Origin of the sequence: Thioclava sp. UBA3469 (assembly GCF_002378135.1) — a bacterium.
In the GTDB taxonomy this organism is placed as follows: Bacteria; Pseudomonadota; Alphaproteobacteria; order Rhodobacterales; family Rhodobacteraceae; genus Thioclava; species Thioclava sediminum.
Genome location: NZ_DFRG01000091.1, coordinates 1 through 19,749, shown reverse-complemented (window position 1 = coordinate 19,749; position 19,749 = coordinate 1). Strand labels below are relative to the sequence as shown.

Annotated in this window: 15 protein-coding genes and 1 tRNA gene; 4 read left to right on the top strand and 12 right to left on the bottom strand. The window is 66.1% G+C overall.

Going from position 1 to position 19,749, the window contains the following annotated elements:
* Positions 1 to 1,959 (bottom strand): heavy metal translocating P-type ATPase (locus tag B3D39_RS07625; protein WP_286789573.1); only part of this gene is annotated, 1,959 nt, incomplete at its 3' end.
* A gap of 126 nt (positions 1,960 to 2,085) precedes the next feature.
* Between B3D39_RS07625 and B3D39_RS07620 the strand changes: the two genes are divergently transcribed.
* From B3D39_RS07620 to mnmH, 3 genes are all read left to right on the top strand, one after another.
* On the top strand, positions 2,086 to 2,292 hold the full coding sequence (locus tag B3D39_RS07620; RefSeq protein WP_078520385.1) for a YgaP family membrane protein: 207 nt from the start codon (positions 2,086 to 2,088) through the stop codon (positions 2,290 to 2,292).
* 144 nt (positions 2,293 to 2,436) lie between these two features.
* Positions 2,437 to 3,021 (top strand): L,D-transpeptidase, encoded by a 585-nt coding sequence (locus B3D39_RS07615; RefSeq protein WP_083076048.1) that lies wholly within the window; start codon positions 2,437 to 2,439, stop codon positions 3,019 to 3,021.
* Positions 3,021 to 4,070, top strand: coding sequence for a tRNA 2-selenouridine(34) synthase MnmH (mnmH, locus tag B3D39_RS07610; protein ID WP_274963120.1), 1,050 nt, complete (start codon positions 3,021 to 3,023; stop codon positions 4,068 to 4,070). The genes B3D39_RS07615 and mnmH overlap by 1 nt, the downstream gene beginning before the upstream one ends.
* A gap of 135 nt (positions 4,071 to 4,205) precedes the next feature.
* On the opposite strand, the gene selD is transcribed toward mnmH, so the two are convergent.
* A complete protein-coding gene (gene selD, locus B3D39_RS07605) occupies positions 4,206 to 6,371 on the bottom strand; it encodes a selenide, water dikinase SelD (protein ID WP_274963119.1) in 2,166 nt (721 codons plus the stop codon).
* Positions 6,372 to 6,508: 137 nt separating this feature from the next.
* On the opposite strand from selD, the gene B3D39_RS07600 reads away from it, so the two are divergent.
* Positions 6,509 to 6,585: transfer RNA gene (locus B3D39_RS07600), tRNA-Met, on the top strand.
* Positions 6,586 to 6,661: 76 nt separating this feature from the next.
* Here B3D39_RS07600 and B3D39_RS07595 read toward each other — a convergent pair.
* The 10 genes from B3D39_RS07595 to B3D39_RS07550 form a co-directional block, all read right to left on the bottom strand.
* A complete protein-coding gene (locus tag B3D39_RS07595; RefSeq protein WP_274963118.1) occupies positions 6,662 to 8,842 on the bottom strand; it encodes an OmpA family protein in 2,181 nt (726 codons plus the stop codon).
* A 161-nt stretch (positions 8,843 to 9,003) separates the two neighbouring features.
* Entirely contained in the window at positions 9,004 to 10,290 is a 1,287-nt protein-coding gene (locus B3D39_RS07590) for an NAD(P)/FAD-dependent oxidoreductase (protein WP_078548235.1), read from the bottom strand.
* Positions 10,291 to 10,506: 216 nt separating this feature from the next.
* Positions 10,507 to 11,592, bottom strand: coding sequence for a BMP family ABC transporter substrate-binding protein (locus B3D39_RS07585; protein ID WP_274963117.1), 1,086 nt, complete (start codon positions 11,590 to 11,592; stop codon positions 10,507 to 10,509).
* A gap of 55 nt (positions 11,593 to 11,647) precedes the next feature.
* Positions 11,648 to 12,580: an ABC transporter permease gene (locus B3D39_RS07580; protein ID WP_078520378.1), complete on the bottom strand. Its 933-nt coding sequence runs from the start codon at positions 12,578 to 12,580 to the stop codon at positions 11,648 to 11,650.
* A complete protein-coding gene (locus B3D39_RS07575; RefSeq protein ID WP_078520377.1) occupies positions 12,577 to 12,912 on the bottom strand; it encodes a hypothetical protein in 336 nt (111 codons plus the stop codon). Before B3D39_RS07575 ends, B3D39_RS07580 begins: the two co-directional genes overlap by 4 nt.
* Positions 12,909 to 13,988 carry an ABC transporter permease gene (locus B3D39_RS07570; protein ID WP_078520376.1) on the bottom strand — a complete coding sequence of 360 codons (1,080 nt, stop codon included), beginning with the start codon at positions 13,986 to 13,988 and terminating at the stop codon, positions 12,909 to 12,911. Before B3D39_RS07570 ends, B3D39_RS07575 begins: the two co-directional genes overlap by 4 nt.
* Positions 13,985 to 15,499: an ABC transporter ATP-binding protein gene (locus tag B3D39_RS07565; protein ID WP_274963116.1), complete on the bottom strand. Its 1,515-nt coding sequence runs from the start codon at positions 15,497 to 15,499 to the stop codon at positions 13,985 to 13,987. The genes B3D39_RS07570 and B3D39_RS07565 overlap by 4 nt, the downstream gene beginning before the upstream one ends.
* Positions 15,496 to 16,431: a xanthine dehydrogenase accessory protein XdhC gene (gene xdhC, locus B3D39_RS07560; protein ID WP_274963115.1), complete on the bottom strand. Its 936-nt coding sequence runs from the start codon at positions 16,429 to 16,431 to the stop codon at positions 15,496 to 15,498. The genes B3D39_RS07565 and xdhC overlap by 4 nt, the downstream gene beginning before the upstream one ends.
* Positions 16,428 to 18,707: a xanthine dehydrogenase molybdopterin binding subunit gene (xdhB, locus tag B3D39_RS07555; RefSeq protein WP_274963114.1), complete on the bottom strand. Its 2,280-nt coding sequence runs from the start codon at positions 18,705 to 18,707 to the stop codon at positions 16,428 to 16,430. Before xdhB ends, xdhC begins: the two co-directional genes overlap by 4 nt.
* On the bottom strand, positions 18,704 to 19,749 hold a 1,046-nt coding region (locus B3D39_RS07550; protein ID WP_286789572.1), incomplete at its 5' end, for a xanthine dehydrogenase small subunit. The genes xdhB and B3D39_RS07550, both read right to left, overlap by 4 nt.

The following is a 19,749-nucleotide window of genomic DNA, read 5'->3' as shown; positions in this document are numbered from 1 at the left end:
GATCTGGGTGCCGGTGCCGATGGCGACGCCAAGGTCTGCCGCCGCCAACGCCGGGGCATCGTTGATGCCATCACCCACGAAGGCGACCGGACCGATATGGCGCAGGCCTTCGACCGCGTCGCGCTTGCCGTCGGGCAATACTTCGGCCTCGATCCGGTCGATGCCGAGATCGTGGCCGACCGCTTCTGCAGTGGCGCGGGTGTCGCCGGTGACCATCGCCACCTGCTTGCCCGCCTTGTGCAGGGCGTCGACCGCTTCGCGCGCCTCGGGTTTGATCGGGTCCGACAGCGCCATAAGGGCGACGGGCCGGTCGTCGAGCGACATCCAGACCGGGGTTCGGCCTTTCGCGGCCAGCGCCTTCGCACGTTCGGCATAGGGCGCGATATCGGCGCCTGCCTCTTCCATCGCACCGGCATTGCCGATCCAGAGCTTGGCGCCTTCGGCTTGCGCGCGCAGCCCCTTGCCGGACAACGCCTTGACGCGCTTGACCGGCGCATGGGCGATGCCGCGCGTCTCGGCCTCGGCGAGTATCGCACGGGCCAGCGGGTGTTCCGAGCGCGCCTCGGCGCCTGCGGCCAGCGCGAGGATTTCCGTCTCGGGAAGATCGGCGAGCGGTTCGAGATCGGTCAGGGCCGGGTGGCCTTCGGTCAGCGTGCCGGTCTTGTCGAAGCCCACGACTGCGACTTCCGAGAGCCGTTGCAGCGCGTCGCCACGGCGGAACAGCAGGCCCAGTTCGGCGCCGCGCCCGGTGCCCACGAGGATCGAGACGGGCGTCGCCAGACCCATCGCGCAGGGGCAGGCGATGATCATCACCGAGATCGCCGCGACGAAGGCATGCGAAAAGCCCATGCCCGCGATCATCCAGATCGCGAAGGTCAGGAGCGACAGCGCCATGACTACGGGCACGAAGACGCGGGTGACCTTGTCGACCAGCGCCTGCACCGGCAGTTTTGCGCCCTGCGCGGCTTCGACCATCGCGATGATCCGCGACAGGACGGTGTCGCCGCCGGTCGCGGTGACGCGGTAGCTGAGTGCGGATTCGCCATTCACGGTGCCGCCGGTGATCGGATCGCCTTCGGTTTTTGCGACGGGGACCGGCTCGCCGGTCAGCATGCTCTCGTCGATATGGCCGGCACCTTCGGCGATCACCCCATCGAGGGCTACGCGTTCGCCGGGGGCGAGCAGAAGGATGTCGCCGGGCACGAGTTCCTCGATCGGACGTTCCTCGACGCCGTTTTCGGTCTGCACGCGCGCGGTCTTGGGCTGCAACCCGATCAGCCGCGAGATCGCCTCGCCTGCGCGGCCCTTGGCGCGCGCCTCCAGCCAGCGGCCCAGCAGGATCAGCGTGACGATGGTCGCCGCCGCCTCGAAATAGACGCCGCGCGCGCTCTCGGGCAGAAGCCCGGGCGCAAGCGTGACGAGGGCGGAATAGACGAACGCGGCGAGCGAGCCCATCGCGACGAGCGAATTCATCTCGGGCGAGCCGCGCAGCAGGGCAGGCACCCCGATGCGCAGAAAGACGCGGCCGGGGAAGGCCAGCACCAGCGCGGTGAGGATCATCTGCACCCACCAACTTGCTTCGATCCCGATCGTATTGGCGATCAGGCGATGCATGCCGGGGATCATATGCGCTCCCATTGCGAGTACGAAGACCGGGGCGGTCAGCGCGAGCGCGGTCAGGAACTGGCGCTTGAGCTGGCGCGCCTCCTGCATCTGGCGCTCGGCGGCGCTGGGACCGCTGGCCAGCTCCTCTTTCAGGCGCCCCGGATAGCCCGCTTGGTCGAGCGCCGTTTTGAGGCTCTCGAGATCGGCAGGCCCGTCGAATTCGACATGGGCACTGCGCGCCATCAGGTTGGCCGAGGCGTTTTGCACGCCGGGTTGTGCCATGAGTGCGCGTTCGACCCGACCGGTGCAGGCCCCGCAATGCATGGCGTCGATGATAAAAGTGGCTTCGCTCATAGGGCGTTATCTGATCCTGCACGGGGCTGCGGTCAAGCGTCGCGCGACATATGCAAGCAATTGAATTTGTCGTGAGGAACTGTTATATCTTCTGACAACGTAACCTTTTTCGTGGAGTGCCCTCGAATGAACCTCGACCGTGCGATTTTTGCCTTTGCTGGCGTGATGATCCTGATCTCGCTGCTGCTGGCCGTCTATGTCTCGATGTATTGGCTGTGGTTCACCGCCTTCATCGGCGCGAACCTGCTGCAATCGGCGTTCACCGGCTTCTGCCCGGCTGCGATGATCTTCGGCAAGTTCGGCATCAAATCGGGCTGCGCTTTCGGTAAGTAATCGACAAAGCGGCAACGATTGGCGCTGGCCTTTTTCTGACCCGAGACCAAATTCTTGAGAGGGTGGGGCGGCTTTGCTAGCCTCACCCTTGGTTTGTCGAACGCTTTGCCGGGAGACGCCGCAGGATTTTGCAGGAGTTTGATAATGGATCGCCGCGCTTTTCTTCTCTCGCTGGCCGCCTTGCCCTTCGCAAGCCTGCCCGCCTTTGCCGCAACCGAACCTGCGCAAAGCGTCGAGACCGGGCCGGCCAAGCGCTGGCCGATCGGGTCGCAATATTATCCGACGAAAGTGGCGGTGAAACCGGATCTGCCGGTGGGCTCGATCATCATCGTTTCAGATAAGTTCTTCCTCTATCACATCGTCGCGCCGGGCGTGGCGATGCGCTACGGCGTGGCCGTGGGCAAGGATGAGCTGAAGTTCCGCGGCACCGCGACGGTGGCGCGCAAAGTCAAATGGCCGAGCTGGACGCCCACCCGCGAGATGATCGAACGCAACCCGGCCTACAAGAAATACGAGGACGGGATGAAGGGCGGGCCGCAGAACCCGCTCGGCGCGCGGGCGATGTATCTCTACCAGAACGGGCGTGACACGGCGATCCGCATCCACGGCACGACCGAGCCGGGCTCGATCGGGCATGCGGTCTCCAACGGCTGCATCCGGATGGTGAACGATCACGTCATCGATCTGTTCAACAGCGTTCCCGTCGGCACGCAGGTTACTGTCTACTGATGAAACTTACCTCGATTGCCGAGGTCGCCGCGCTCGATTTCGACACGATCATCGACGTGCGCTCACCTTCGGAATTCGCCGAGGATCATATCCCCGGCGCCATCAATCTGCCCGTGCTCGACGATGAGGAGCGCGCCCGCGTCGGCACGATCTACAAGCAGGTCGCGCCGTTCGATGCCCGCAAGATCGGCGCGGCGCTGGTGGCGCAGAATGCTGCGAAACACTTGCAAGGGCCACTGGCCGACAAGGAAGGCGGCTGGCGGCCGCTGGTCTATTGCTGGCGCGGCGGGCAGCGGTCGGGGTCGTTCGCGACGATCCTCAAGCAAGTCGGCTGGCGCGTGGAGCTTGTCGAGGGCGGCTACAAGGCTTTCCGGTCGCTGGTGGTGGAGGCCGGGCTTGCCGCGATGCCCTGTCCCGTTGTCGTTCTCGACGGCAATACCGGCACCGCGAAGACCGACATCCTGAAAGCCGCGCGGGCGCAGGGTGCGCAGGTCATCGATCTGGAGGGGCTCGCCAATCATCGCGGCTCGCTCTTCGGGGCGATGGAGGGTGGCCAGTCGAGCCAGAAGGATTTCGAGTCGCGGCTGATCATGGAGATCGCGGCGCTTGATCCGGCGCGCCCAGTGCTGCTGGAGGCGGAAAGCTCGAAGATCGGCGATCTGCAACTGCCCGCCGGGATCTGGGCCGCGATCAAGGACGCGCCGCGCCTGCGAGTGCGTGCGCCGCTGTCGGAGCGGGCGCAGTATCTCGCGCGGGCCTATGCGGATATCACGGCGGATGCCGATCGGCTGCTGGCGGTGCTCGATCAGTTGCGGCCCTTCCAGCCCGCCGAGCGGATCGCAGCGTGGCAGGCACAGGCCACGGCGGGGGAATATGCGGCGCTGGCGGGAGAGCTGATGCGCGACCATTACGATCCGCGCTACGAGAAGCACCGCGCGCGCCATGTGGAGCGGGAGCGGGTGATCGAGGCGCAAAGCCTCGCGCCGGAGGCGATCGAAGGCCTGGCAGCGCAGGTGGTGAAAGAGGCGCAGGAGATGGCGGAGCGCTGAGGGACGCGCCCGAGCCTCGGGTGGGTGCTTCACTCGATGCGTGGCTGGGTGATTTATTTAGCAAGCCCGAAAGACCGCTAGGCCCGCGACGCCATCGCCAATGCGCCCACCCAAGGGTCGAGCGCGTCCCGTCTCTCACCGCACCCGCAGGAACGCCGGACCCTCCGCAATCAACCCGATCTGCGCGGCGCGGTAGCCTGCCGCTTCCAGCTTTGCCAGAACCTCCGCAGCCTGCGCCGCGGGCACGCTCGCCAGCAACCCGCCCGAGGTCTGCGGATCGTGCAGCAGCTCCGTTCGCGGGCACGGCGGCGCGGTCATCCGGCCCGCGCAATTGGCGATGTTTTGCGGCAGAAGCGTCGAGTGCTCGCCTGCCTCGGCCAAAGCCTCGGCCCCATCGAGCAGCGGGATCGCGGCGAGGTTCAGCTCTGCCGAGACGCCCGACGCCTCGCACAGACCCAGCAGATGCCCCGCGAGACCAAAGCCCGTCACATCCGTCATCGCGGAGGCCACCGGCGCGAGGATCACGGAGGCCTCGGCAGAGCTGCGACCCATGCTCTCCAGCGCGCCTGCGACCACCTCGCCCGGCGCGTGTTTCGCCATCTCGGCGGCGAGGATCACGCCCGTTCCAAGCGGCTTCGTCAGGATCAGCACCTCGCCGGGCGTCGCGCCGTCTTGACCCAAAGGCCGCTCGGCCAGCCCGGTCACGGTGAAGCCCAGTGTCAGCTCCGCGCCCATCGAGGTATGGCCGCCGACGAGATCGCAGCCCGCGTCGCGGAAAGCCTCGGACGCCGCGCTAAGCATCTCGCGCAGGGCCCGCGCGCCGAGTTCCTCTGATTGGCGGGGCAGGGTGACCTGCGCCAAGGCCGCCTGCGGGGCTGCGCCCATCGCCCAGGCGTCGCTCATCGCATGCAGCGCCACGATCCGGCCCAACAGCCACGGGTCCTCGGTGAAGGCGCGGACGTGATCGGTGGTGAAGACCTGCGTTTGCGTGCCACAAGACAGCACGGCGGCATCGTCGCCCGGACCGCTCAGCACATCGCCGCGCGCGGGCGCGGGCAGATCGGACAGCGCCTCGCGCAGCGCCTGACCGCCGAGCTTCGCGCCGCAGCCGCCGCACATCGGTTTGCTGCCCAGAACGTCTTCGATCCCCTGCGCGTGCTCACGCGGTAGCGGCGGCGGCAGCATCGCGGGCAGGTCGTGGACCTTCGCCATGAACTTGCGGTCGATATGGTCCTTCCAGCGCCACAGCCATGCACCGTTCAACGGCAGGCCCCATTTGTCGGCCACCGCCTGCTTGCCGCCCGTGGAGATCAGCTTCAGATAATCGCGCTGCGGCTGATAGGTCTTCATCACCCCGCCTGACGCCGCCGCACGCAGATTGGCGAAGAGCGGCTTCGCTTCGCGCACCGCATAGACGCCCGCCTTGGGGCGCGGCGCGTGGCTGAGATGGGCGATGTCGCCTGCGGCAAAGATCGCGGGATCGGAGCTTTGCAGCGTCGGGCCGACCGTGACGAAGCCGTCGGTCAGATCGAGTCCGGTCTCGGGCAGCCAGTCGGCGGGTTTCGTAGCCCCCGTGCCGATGATGAAATCGGCCTCCGCCGCGCGATCCCCTTGCAGAAGGAGCCGCCCTTTTTCCGCGCCGATCAGCGCCGCGTCGGTCTCGATGGTCACGCCAAGCCGCGCGCAGTGCGCCAGCATCGCGTTCCGAGCGCCGGTGCCAAGCGCGCGCAGCGCCTCGGGGGCTGCCTCATAGACCGTGACCTGCGCCTGCGGCAGACGGTGCGCGCAGGCCATCGCGAGCTCCACCCCCGCCACGCCGCCGCCGACCACGGCGACCTTCGGCGACTCGGGCGGATTAGCGGCGAAAGCGTCCCAGGCATCGGCGAAAGCGTCGAGCGGTTTCGCAGGCACGACGTGGTCGAGAAAGCCCGGAAGTTGCGGCATCTCGGCCGTGATCCCGATATCGATCGAGGCCACGTCATAGGCGATCGGTGCACGCCCCGGCACCTCGATCAGCCGCCGCGCCCGGTCGATCCCCGTGGCGCGCCCCAGAACCAGCCGCGCGCCCGCATGCCGCGCAAGCTTCACCAGATCGAGCTGCAGCTCGTCACGGGTATAATGCCCCGCCACATGACCCGGTAGCATTCCCGAATAGGCAGCGGAGGGCGTTGGATTGATCACGGTCAGCCGCACACCCGGCAACGGGTTCATCCCCCACATCCGCAGCACCAGCGCATGGGTATGACCGCCCCCGATCAGAACGATATCGCGTGTCAGGGGCAGGGCAGGGGCGGCGTGCATGGTCTCTCCTTTTCCCCTCATGCCTAGCCTTTGCGCGCGGCTTCGCCAATTCCCAATATGCCGCAGCGAAATGGGGGCAATTTTCCCGCAAAACGTCCTTGACTGGACGATCCGCTTTGCCTAGTTAGCCCCCCAGTGGCTAGGTAGCTCAGCTGGTTAGAGCACACGACTCATAATCGTGGGGTCGGGGGTTCAAGTCCCCCCCTCGCCACCACTCCTCCCCCTCTTTCGGGAGAGATGCGAAAAGGGCGCCCCGCAGGGCGCCCTTTGCTTTTGTCTCTGGCTCAACCTCAGTTCGAGGCGGTACGCAGAAGATCGGTGATCCGGCGCACGACGGCGCGGCGGTTGGCTTCCGAGGCACCTTCGGTCTGCACCTTCAGGTCCTGCTCGCCATAGCCCTGCACCACAAGGTTCTCGGCGGGGACGTCGAAATACTCGCTCAGAGCCAGCGCAACCGATTCCGCGCGACGGTCCGAGAGCGCGAGGTTGTAGGCGGCGCTGCCGACGGCGTCGGTATGGCCTTCCACGAGGAACAGCTCGCGCGGGTTCTCGTCGATGCGCTGCTGGATCGCCTGACCCAGAGCCGAAAGGGCCTGCGCCTGATTGGGCTGGATCGCGGAGGAACCGGTCTCGAAGTTGATATTCTCGACCGAGATCGCCGGAGCGAGATCGCGAACCGGGGTGATGTTGCGCACCTGCGAGAGCGTGAAGGTACGGTCGATGCCACTCTGACGGGTCAGCGCATCACGGAGCGCTTGCTCGTTGCTGGACGAAACCGTCGCAACGGGCTTGGGCTTGGGAAGCGCCGAGACGTCGACCGGATCGGCGCCGCGCGCGTCGTCGACCAGCAGGTACTGCGTACCGTCGGGCTGGACCAGCGTGCGCTTCAGGATCTGGCGCTGGGCGTCATAGACGGTGACGATCTGGCTACCATCGGGCTTGGTCACGATCGTGCGCGACGAGCCGTCCGCGTAGTCCTGCGTGCGGATTTTCGAGCCGGGCTGACGCAGCAGCGCGTTGTCGTCCTTCACCAGCTGGTAGGAGCCGTCGGGCTGTTGCACCACGACGCGGTCGCCCGAATTCACGGCCACTTTCGAGCCGTTGTTCAGGATTGCCCCCACGGCGAGCGCACCGAGACCCGAGAGGGCTGCGGTTTCCAGCGTGCTCAGACGGTCTTTCTTTTTCTTCTTCGACGAGTCGGTCTGCGCGGTTGCCTGCGCCTGAGCGTCGGGCTTGGCGTCGACCGAGGTCGAGAAGTCTTCGGATGCGCTGCGCGCGGTCTCTTCGGTCACCGTCTCTTCGGTGGCATTGGCGGTGTCGGTGCTGTCGGTCGGCGCGTTGAGCGCCTCGTTCTGCACGGCTTCGCCTTCGATCGCGGCTTTCGTATCGGTCAGCGCGTTCTCCAGCAGCTTCGTCGCCTTGGTGGCCGCCGTGTCTTGGCTTGCCTGCTGATCGGTTTCGGCATTTGCGGTCGTGTCCGCGCTGGCCGAGCCGTCTGCCGTCGCGTCGGCATTGGCAGCCTCTTCCGGCTGGATCACCTTCGGTTCGACTTCGGAGCCGGACCCGCCGTTGCCTTCCTGCACGACCTGCGTGTCGGAGGTGGTGTCCGTCGAAGCCTCGCCTGCAGGTTTCGCCTCGGGCTCTGCCGTCGCGGTGCTGTCCGCCTGGGCCTCCGAGTTCTGCATCGCGTTTTCGGTGGTGTCGGTCACCGGGGCAGGGGCGTCCTGCGAGGTGGTGTCGGGGCTGAGCGTGTTCGTCGCCTCGGCGTCCGTCTGGCCGTCGGTCGCGGTGGTGGCATCGGTCGAGCCATCAGCCGTTGCGGTGGTCGAGCCATCGGTTTCAGCCGTAGCGGAGTTGTCGGTCTCAGCGGTGGTCTCTGCGGTCGTATCCGCCGAGGTCGAGCCATCGGTGTTTGCGGTGGCCGAACCGTCGGTCTCTGCCGGTGCCGCAGCATCGGGCTGTGCGTCGGTCGCAGCGGCTGCGTCGGTCTCGGCAGAGGCATCGGCATTCGCATCGGTATTGGCATCCGTCGTCGCAGCGGCGGCCGCGTCGGCGTTGGTATCGGTGTTCGTGGTCTCGGATTGAGTGGTCACATCCGCGCCGCCTTCGACTGCGGCTTTCGCGCTGGCGTCGGGGGTGTCACCGCTCGCAGCCGGGTCCTGGTCGGCGGGCGGGGCTGCGCCTTCGATCGCGGCTTTTGCGGCCTGATCGGCTTCGCTGTCGCTCATCGGCGCGTCGGCATTCGCCGGATCGGTGCCTGCCGCAGCCTCGGCGGAGCCATCGGCATTTGCCGCATCGGCCTCGCAATCGGCTTTCGCCTTCTTCATCGGGGTGCCATCGGCGAGCGCCTTCGCGATGCATTCAGCGGCGGCGGTATTGCTATCCTGGGCAAGCGCACTGAACGGCAGGATCGCCGGGCTCAGCGCGGCAAGGCCGGCAACGAGCGCAGTGGTCGTCTTCAACGTCTTCATGTCGTCTCCCTTTCATGCGGCATCTGGCCGCGTATCGGGGGGCCAAACGTTTCACAGACCTGTGTGTTCCGGCGCTCTGTTGATCGTCGGCAGGAATCAGCACGGGGCGGACCCGCAGGCCCGCCCCGTGATTTGGGAAGAAAAATCTATGCCGGTTCGGCTTAGTGGGTCTTCTTGACCGCTTTCAGCTTGTCGATCCCGAGCATCTTCATCGCGGTCTTCTCGTAGAACGGTTCCGAGGTGCCCTTGCGCAGTTTGCGCATGAAATACTTCTCGAAACCGATCTTGGCGAGGTGGACCCATTTGCCCTGGCTCGACCAGTTGACGTTGCGCGGCGGAAGCTGCGGCTGGGCCACGAAGGCGATGCCGCTGTCGCCGAAATCTGCCAGACAGATCGCGTTCCAGGTGCCGGTCTCGTCGGGCTCCTGACCGCGCACGATATTGCCGAGGTTATGCGCGGTGGCGGTGACCATCGACTCGATCATGAAGCCGGTCTTCGGCACGCCGCAGGGCACCGGGGTCGGGCCCATCGGCGGGATCGCGATCCCGACGCCGATGCCGAAGACATTCGGGTATTTCGGGTTGCGCTGGTGCTTGTCGACGATGACGAAACCGCGCGGGTTCACGAGACCTTCGAGCCCCATCACCGCCGGGATGCCACGGAAAGGCGGCAGCATCATCGAGTATTTGAACGGCATCTCGTGGGTCGCCTTGACGGAGCCGTCATCGGCGATCTCTTCGACATGCATCACGCCGTCTTCGACTTTCTTCACGCGCGACGAGGTCATCCACTTCATGTGCTTGTCGCGCATCGCGCCTTCGAGAAGACCCTTGGTGTCGCCGACGCCATCGAGGCCGAGATGGCCGACATAGGGTTCGGAGGTGACGAAGGTCATCGGCACTTGATCGCGGATCTTCGCCCGGCGCAGCGCGGTGTCGAGGATGAAGGCGAATTCATAGGCTGGGCCGAAGCAGGATGCACCCTGCACCGCGCCCACGATGATCGGGCCGGGGTCTTCGCAGAAGCGCTTGAAGGCGGTGCCGGCATCCTCAGCGTGATCGACATGGCAGACCGAGTGGGTGAAGCCGTCGGGTCCGAGCCCCTCGATCTCGTCGAAGGCGAGTTCAGGGCCGGTAGCGAGCACGATGTAATCGTAGGAAACCTCGCGGCCATCCTCCAGCTCGACCTTGTTGTCATCGGGGTGCAGGCGCTTCGCCGCGACCGGAATGAACTTGATGTTCTTCTTCTTCATCGTCGGTTCGAGATCGACGGTGATGTCCTTGCGGTCGCGCCAGCCGACGGCGACCCAAGGGTTGGAGGGCACGAAGTGGTACTTCGGGTCCTTGGTAATGACGGTGATTTCGTCTTCCTTGCGGACTTGGTCACGCAATTCATAAGCCATGATGGCGCCGCCAAGACCTGCGCCCAGCACCACGATATGTGCCATTTTGTTCCCTCCCGTTACCCGGTCATCAACTTGTCACGTCTAACTCGATAGATGCAATTGTTTGAATGTGTCAAGAAGACCCGCCTTTCAAATCCTGCGACGAATCAGCCTGTGGAACAAGTCTGACGCTAACGTGAAGTGAAAAGACACTTGCGAAACAACGAAAAAGGGCCGGCGCGCGGCCGACCCTTTCCCATTCGCATCAGTAGGACTGACTTACTTCGGCGGTTCTGCCGTGATCCCCTCGACGTAGAAGGTCATCGAGTGAAGCTGATCGTCGGTCGCCATTTCGCCATCGGCGAGGAAGGCCGTACCGTCCTGCTTGTTCAGCGGGCCGGTGAAGGGATGAGCCTTGCCCGAGCCGATATCGTCCTTGAGTTGCAGCGCCTCTTTCTTGACGTCGTCCGGCACGGCGGAGGAGATCTCGCCGATCTCCACCATGCCGCTGTCGATGCCGCCCCAGGTGGCTTCCGACTTCCAGGCGCCGTCCATGACCGCACCGACGCGCTCGATGTAATAGGGCGCCCAGTTGTCGATGGTCGACGCGACGCGCGGCATCGGCGCGAAGCTCGACATATCCGAGGCCTGACCGAAGGTGATGACGTTGCCGGCTTCCTGAGCTTTCGCCTGGGGCGCGGTCGAGTCGGTGTGCTGCAGCAGCACGTCCACACCATCGGCGATCAGGGCTGCGGCCGCGTCGGCCTCTTTCGCCGGATCGAACCAGGTGTAAGCCCAGACCACTTTCATCTCGATATCCGGGTTCACCTTCTTCGCGGCCAGATAGGCGGCGTTGATGCCCTGATAGACCTCGGGGATCGGGAAGGAACCGATATAGCCGATCTTGTTGGTCTTGGTCATGCGACCGCCGATCGTGCCCTGAATGGCGCGACCCTGATAGAACTTGGCGTCGTAGGTGGCGACGTTGTCCGCGAGCTTGTAGCCGGTGGCGTGCTCGAATTTCACGTCGGGGAATTTTTTGGCGACGTTCATCACCGCGTCCATGTAGCCGAAGGAGGTCGCGAAGATCAGCTTGTTGCCGTCCAGCGCCAGCTGGGTCAGCGCGCGCTCTGCATCGGGGCCTTCCGGCACGTTCTCGATGAACGAGGTCTTCACCTTGTCGCCGTATTTCTCTTCGATCGCCTGACGACCTTGGTCGTGCTGGTAGGACCAGCCCATGTCGCCAACGGGGCCGACATAGATGAAGCCGATTTTCAGAGGCTCGTCAGCGGCGAAAGCCGGGACGCCGGCGCCCGCGACGACGGCCGTGGCGGCGGTGGTTTTCAAAAAGGATCTGCGGTTCATCGCGTTACTCCAAGTTGGGTGGCGGGCCTCTTGATGGGGCCCTTCGAGAGATGCCTCAGCTCGAGGCGTGGAAAGATTTGCCGAGGCTGGCAGGCGCGGCCTGCACGCCGTGGCGGTGAATGGCGGATAGGATGACCAGCACCACGATGGTGATGACATAAGGGGCCATCGAGAGGATATGCACCGGGATCGCGTAGCCTGCGGCCTGCAATTGCAGCTGCAGCGCGGTGATGCCGCCGAAGAGATAGGCCCCCAGCAGCACGCGCCACGGGCGCCAGCTTGCGAAGACGACGATGGCGAGTGCGATCCAGCCTGCGCCTGCGGTCATGCCTTCGGTCCATTGCGGCACGCGCACGAGGCTGAGATAGGCGCCGCCCAGACCGGCCAGCGCCCCGCCGAAGGCGAGCGCGGCAAAGCGCACGGCGACGACGCGGTATCCCAGCGCGTGGGCTGCGTCATGGCTCTCGCCCACCGCGCGCAGGATCAGCCCGGCGCGGGTGGAGCGCAGCACGTACCAGACCACCGCGACGAGGATCAGCGAGAGATAGACGATCCAGTCATGCGAGAACAGGATGCGGCCCAGCACCGGAATATCCGAGAGCGGCCCGAAGTCGATCTTGGCCGTCGGCGGCGGGCGCACACCCTCGTAGCCCTTGCCGATCAGCGCGCTCAGGCCCAGCCCGAACAGCGTCAGCGCAAGGCCCGTCGCGACTTGGTTCGACAGAAGCTTCTGCGTCAGGAAGGCAAAAAGCGTCGCCAGCAAGGCACCGGCGATCGCGCCCATCAGGAAGCCCAGAACCGGGCTGCCGGTCGCGACGGCGGCGGCGAAGCCTGCGACCGCGCCCATGATCATCATCCCCTCGACGCCGAGGTTGAGCACGCCCGATTTCTCGGCGACCAGTTCGCCGGTCGCGGCCAGCAGAACCGGGGTCGATGCGCCCATCAGCGTCGCCGTCAGGGTGATGATATCGATGCCGCCTACGATCATAGTGCGCCTCCATGTCCCCAGAACAGAACCGGCCCCCAAGCCAGATAGCCGCCGACGAGGCCGACGATGAGCCCGGCCACAGAGGCGTAACGCTCGCGTCCATGCAGGGTGGGGCGGCGGGGCTCTTCGCTGTCGGGGCGCGCGCCGATGCGGTAGATCACCGCCCGTGAGGCTCCCAGCGCCAGCTCGAACACCACCATCATCACCACGCCGATCACGACGAAGGCCCAGAACGCCTGCGCCACCGCGAGCAGGTAGTACAGGCCAAGTCCCATGACGGTGCCGCCAAGGAAGATGATCATCAGGCGCAGCGAGGGGAGTTTTTGCGTCATGCCGCGACCCTCCCGAAGCGGATGCGGAAATTGGTCAGCACGTCGAAGGCCAGCAGGAAGAACAGGAGCATACCCTGGAAGACCTGAATCGCCGCCGAGGGCAGGCCCAGCATCAGCTGCGCCATGTCGCCGCCGATATAGGTGAGCGCCATCAGGAGCCCCGCCAGTAGGATGCCGATCGGATGCAGGCGGCCAAGGAAGGCCACGATGATCGCGGTGAAGCCGTAGCCCACGTTGAAACTGTCGGTGATCTGACCCGAGGGGCCGGAGACCTCGAACATGCCCGCAAGCCCCGCGAAGGCGCCGCCCATGCCAAGCCCGAGCATCACCAGCCGTGCTGGGATCACGCCTGCGAAGCGCGCAGCCCGCGGCGCCTCGCCCGCGACGCGGATGCGGAAACCGGTGATATGGCGGTGCATCAGGCCATAGGTGAAGATCACCGCGATCAGTGCAGCGACGACGCCCCAATGCATCCCCGTGCCCTCGATCAGCTCGTGATTGAAGGCCGAGGGGTAGTCTTGCAGGTTGCGCGAGCCGGGAAAGCCGAAACCTTCAGGGTTCTTGAGCGGGCCGAAGGCCATATAGGCCAGCAGGTTCTCGGCCACGTAGACCAGCATCAGCGAGACGAGAATTTCCGAGGTGCCGAACAGCACCTTCAGTACCGCCGGGATCATCGCCCAGAGGAAGCCGCCAAGCGCGCCCAGCACGATCATCGCCGGGAACAGCCAGTGGCTTTCCGCCGGGTACATCTTCAGCGCGAGCCATGCCGAGAACAGCGCGCCCATGATGTATTGGCCTTCGGCGCCAATATTCCAGATGCCCGCGCGAAAGCCCACGGCGAGCCCGCAGGCGATTAGGATCAACGGCCCGGCCTTGACCAGAAGCTGGCCGCGGAAATAGCTGGCATTGCCGCCGAAGAGCGGGTCCCAGAAGATCACGCGGATCGCCTCGACCGGGTGCTTGCCCAGTATCGCGAACAGGATGCCGCCCGCGATCATCGTGGCGATCACGGCGAGGAGCGGGGTCGCGTAGGACCAGAATTGCGACGGGGTGGGGCGCCGGACGAGGGTGATCATACCGCGGCCTCCTGCATCCCGTGCGCACCGCCGAGCATCATGCCGATCTCTTCGATCGTCAGCCCTTGGGTCGGGCGCGAGGCGCTCAGACGGCCTTCGTTCAGCGCTGAGAAGCGGTCGGAGATTTCCATTAGCTCATCGAGGTCTTGACTGATCGCGATCACCGCAGCGCCTTTCGCGGCGAGGTCCAGCAGCGCCTGCCGGATCGACGCGGCAGCGGCGGCATCCACGCCCCATGTCGGCTGATTCACCACCAGCACGGCGGGGTTTTGCAGCACCTCGCGGCCGATCACGTATTTCTGCAGATTGCCGCCCGAAAGCGCGCGGGCCGCGACATGCGAACCCGGCGTGCGCACGTCGAAGGCCTGAATGATCTCGTCGGCGAAGGTCTTCGCCGCGCCCTGATTGACGAAGCCGTTGCGGGTCAGCGGTTTGCGCATCGTCCCGGTGAGGATCGCGTTCTCGGTCAGGCTCATCGCGGGGACGGCGGCATGGCCGAGCCGTTCCTCGGGCGCGGCCAGCAAGCCCTTCGCGCGGCGTGGATTGGGCCCGAGCCCGGAGATGTCCTCGCCCATCAGGCTGACCGTGCCGGGGGCGGAGGGGCGTTCGCCCGAAAGGGTCGCCAGCAGTTCTTCCTGCCCGTTGCCCGCGACGCCGCCGATGCCCAGCACCTCGCCCGCGCGCAGCTCCAGGCTCAGATCCTTCAGCGAGGGGCCGAACTGCGACAGCGGCGCGAGCGACAGGCCCGAGACTTTCAGAACGACATCGCCCAGCTTGCGCTCGGCCCGGTCGGTCACCTTCAGTTCCGCGCCGACCATCAGCTCGGCCAGCTCTCGCGCGGTCTTCTCGCGCGGATTGCAGCTTGCCACCACCTTGCCCGCGCGCAGGATCGTCGCGCCTTCGCAAAGCGTGCGGATCTCTTCGAGCTTGTGGCTGATATAGAGGATCGCAGTGCCCTCGGCGGAGAGCTTGCGCAGGGTGTGGAACAGAATCTCCACCTCCTGCGGCGTCAGCACCGAGGTCGGCTCGTCCATGATCAGAAGCTTCGGGTCCTGCAGCAGGCAGCGCACGATCTCGACGCGCTGACGCTCGCCCGCGGAGAGGTCGCCCACCAGTCGCGCGGGGTCCAGCGGTAGGCCGTAGGCAGTGGAAATCTCGCGGATACGCTTGGCAAGCTGGCGCATCGGCGGCGGGTTTTCCATGCCAAGCGCCACGTTCTCGGCAACGTTCAGCGCCTCGAAAAGCGAGAAATGCTGGAACACCATCGCGACGCCAGCGGCGCGCGCGGCGCGCGGATCGGCGGGCGCGAAGGACTGGCCCGCGAAGTGCATCGTGCCGGAATCAGGCTTCACCAGCCCGTAGATCATCTTCACCAGCGTCGATTTGCCGGCGCCGTTTTCGCCCAGCAGGGCGTGGACCTCGCCCGGACGCACCGAGAAGCCGACGCCGTCATTGGCCACGACACCAGGATAGGCTTTCGTCAGCCCGTCGATCTTGAGCAGCTCCGTCACCCGGCGCGTTTCCCTTTCCCCGTCGCCGCTTGCGCGGCGTTCAGCTCTTTCACTAGCCCGGTCGCTACCCCAAGGGCAATGGCTTGAGGATGCTTCCCCAAGGTCGGATCGCCTATCGGGCAGGCAATGCGCGAAATTTGTGCATCCGAATGTCCGAGCGCGGCGAGGCGCTTACGGAAGCGGACCCATTTGCTGTCCGACCCGATCAAGCCGAGCCCGCCGAAGCCATGGGCGAGCAGCCGGTGGCAAAGCTCCAGATCGAGAGAATGTGAATAGGTCAGCACGAAGTGGCGGGCCTCAGCGGGCGCGAGGGTGACCAGATCGGCCGGGTTCTCGGCGATCAGTGGCGTGACGCCCCCGGGTATCATGTCGGGAAAGCGCTCCGCCCCGCTATCGGCCCAGCATAGGGCAATGCCGGGCAGGGGGGACAGAGCCCCGATCAGCGCGCGGCCGACATGGCCTGCGCCCCAGACCCAGACGGGGGTGGCGGGCGGCGCGACCCGCTCGATCAGCCAGTTTTCCATCAGCAGCGGCGGTGTCTCGCCGCGATCGCGGGCGCGGGCCAGCGCACGGGTGACGGCGAGCGGCTCGGGCGCGCCCGGCACCAGTGGGCGGGCGTGCCAATCGCCGGTGATCTGCGCGACGGTGGTCCGGTCCATCCGCTCATACCCCAGCACCACGGCCCCGCCGCAGCATTGGTTCATCGCCGGGCCGAGCGGGATTTTCTCGATCCCCGTCAGCCCGCCCCGCGCCTTCGTAATGGCAGAGAATTCCAGCGCGCCACCGCCGATCGTGCCCTCGACATGATCCGCCCAGACCAGCATCTCCGCCCCGTCTTCGCGCGGGGTGGAGCCTTGGGCGCGCGCGACCACGACGCGGGTGAAGGGGCCGCGGTCTGCCGCGCGGGCGAGGGCTGCGGGATCGAGGCTCATGCGTCCCCCCTTGCCCGGTGCACGGCAGCCAGAACCGCCTCGGGCGTGGCGGGCGCTTGCAGATCGGGCCAGTTCGGGCCGCAGGATTTGCAGGCGCCCTGCAGCGCGAGGAAAGCCGAGATCGCCAGCATGAAAGGCGGCTCGCCCACCGCCTTGGAGCGATAGATCGTGTCCTCGCGGTTCGGCTCGTCCCAAAGCGCCACGTTGAAGACGCGCGGGCGGTCCGAGCAGGCGGGGATCTTGTAGGTCGAGGGCGCGTGGGTGCGCAGACGCCCCTTGTCGTCCCAGACCAGTTCCTCGGTCGTCAGCCAGCCCGCGCCCTGCACGTAGCCGCCTTCGATCTGTCCGATGTCGATCGCCGGGTTCAGCGAGGCGCCCGCATCATGCAGGATATCGGTGCGCAGGATGCGGTTTTCGCCGGTCAGCGTGTCGATCACCACCTCGGTCACCGCCGCGCCATAGGCGAAGTAGAAGAACGGGCGGCCCTGACCCTTGATCCGGTCCCAGCTGATCTTCGGCGTGGCGTAGAAGCCGGTGGACGACAGCGACACCCGCGCCTCGTAGGCCAGCTTCACCAGTTTCGCGAAGGGCAGGGCGTGATCGCCTGCGCGCACCTCGCCATCGGCAAACGTCACGTCTTCCACCGCGGCGCCCGCGCTCTCGGCCATGAAACCGGCTAGCCGCGCCTTGATCGTCTCGCAGGCGGCCTTCACCGCCATGCCGTTCAGATCGGCCCCGGAGGAGGCCGCCGTCGCTGAGGTGTTGGGCACCTTGTCGGTGGCCGTCGCGGTGATGCGGACATCCTCGTCCGTGACGCCGAAGACCGATGCCGCGACCTGACAGACCTTGCGATGCAGGCCCTGACCCATCTCGGTCCCGCCGTGGTTCAGCTGGATCGAGCCGTCGGCATAGACATGCACCAGCGCGCCCGCCTGGTTGAGCTGGGTCAGCGTGAAGGAGATGCCGAACTTCACCGGCGTCAGCGAGATGCCGCGCTTCAGGGTCGTGTTGGCGGCGTTCCACTCGACCACGCGGGCCTTGCGGGTCGCGAACTCGGCGGATTGCTCCAACCGCTCGGTGATCTCGGGCAGGATGAAATCCTCGACCGGCTGGCCGTAATGCGTGCTCTGCCCGCCCTCGGGGTCGTAGTAGTTTCGCTTGCGCAGATCGAGCGGGTCGATCCCCATCACATGGGCGAGGTGATCGAGCGCGGCTTCCGTGCCGATCATGCCCTGCGGGCCGCCGAAGCCCCGGAAGGCCGTGGCGCTTTGGGTGTTGGTGCGCAGCCGGTGGCTCTCGATCTTCACATTCGGCAGGTAATAAGAGCTGTCGCTATGCAGCATCGCGCGGTCGCAGACCGGCAGGCTCAGGTCGGGCGACCAGCCGCAGCGGGCGAGATGGGTGAACTCGGCCGCGACGATCTTGCCCTCGGCATCTGCGCCGAGCCGATAATTGATCCGGAAATCATGGCGCTTGCCGGTGATGACCATGTCGTCGTCGCGGTCGTAGCGCATCTTGCAGGGCCGCCCGGTGGCACGCGCAACGACGGCGCAGGCGATGGCGAGCGCGTTGCCTTGGCTCTCTTTGCCGCCGAAACCGCCGCCCATCCGGCGCATCTCCACCCGGACGTCATGCATCGCGCAGCCAAGCGCGTCGGCCACCTTGTGCTGGACCTCGGACGGGTGCTGCGAGGAGCATCGGATCACCATCCCCTGATCGTCGGGCAGCGCGAGGGCGGCCTGACCTTCGAGGTAGAAATGCTCCTGCCCGCCCATGTCGAAACTGCCTTCGACGATATGCTCGGCCTGCGCGAAGCCTTTGCCGGTATCGCCGCGCGCCCATGTGACCGGGCCGCCTTCAAAATGGCTGTTCGCGTTGAGCGCCTCATCGACCGTCAGGATCGCCGGACGGGGCGTGTAGTCCACCTCCGCCAGCCTTGCGGCCTTGCGCGCGGCATGATGGCTGGTCGCCGCGACCACGAAGATCGGCTGGCCGACGAAATGCACGAGACCTTCGGCCAGAACCGGTTCGGGTTCGGGCGCGGGCGAGGCATTGTTGGCAAACGGCATGTCCTCGGCGGTCAGAACGGAGACCACCCCCGGGGCGCTTCGCACCGCGCTCAGATCGAGCGCTTTGATCTCGGCATGGGCTTCGGTCGAGAGGCCGAAAGCCAGATGGAGCGTGTTGCCGGGGCAGGGGATGTCATCGACGTAGCGCGCCGCGCCGGTGACATGCAACTGCGCGGAATCGTGGGGTTTCTTCGTGCCGACGCTCATGGTTGCACCTCCAGAATGGAGAGGGCGCCTTGGGCGTTGCGGACGTAGCGGATGAGCATCGCCTTGGCGGTCCCCATCCGGTAGGCATCCGAAGCGCGCATGTCGGTGAGCGGCGTGAAGTCCTGCTCCAGCGCGGGCAGGGCGGCCGTGATCGCCTCTTCGGTGAAGGGCTGACCTTCCAGCGCGGCCTCCAATGCTGCGGCGCGTTTCGGGATACCCGCCATGCCACCAAAGGCGATGCGCGGAGCGCCGATCTTGTCGCCGTCGCGCGGGATATTCAGGGCGCCACAGACGGCGGAGATATCCTGATCGAAGCGTTTCGACAGTTTGTAGCAGGCCAGATCGGGCGCGGATTTCGGGAAGCTGACGCTTTCGACGAATTCGCCGGGCGCGCGGTCCTGTTTGCCGTAATCGAGGAAGAAGCTCTCCAGCGGGATGGTGCGGCGCGCCTCTCCCTTGCGCAGCGTCAGCTCCGCGCCCATCGCGATCAGGACGGGCGGGCTGTCGCCGATGGGCGAGCCGTTCGCGATATTGCCGCCGATGGTCGCCGCCTGTCTCACCTGTTCGGAGGCGAAGCGGCGGAGCAATTCGGCAAAGCTCGGGAGCGTGTCGCGGATCGCCGCGCGCAACGCGGCCAGGGTGACGCCCGCGCCGACGATGTAGCGGTCGTCGGTCTCTTTGATCGCCTGCAGATCTTTGCAGTTGTTGAGGAAGGCGACCTCTTTCAACTCGCGCAGCTGCTTCGTGACCCAGAGCCCCACATCGGTCGCGCCTGCGATCAGCGTGGCGTCCGGATGGGCGAGATACCAGTCTGCCAGCGCATCCGCGCTGTTCGGCAGGAAGACGTGATCGGCCTTTGGCGCGATCTCCGCGAGATCGGGCAACGTGTCGTGCATCCATGCGGGCACGGCTTCGTCCTGCGCCGCCTCGGCGGCGCGGATGATCGGCGCGTAGCCGGTGCAGCGGCACAGGTTGCCCGCCAGCAGATCGTCGTGATCCGTGCGCCCGTTCAGATGACCCGCCGCCATCGAGGCGATGAAGC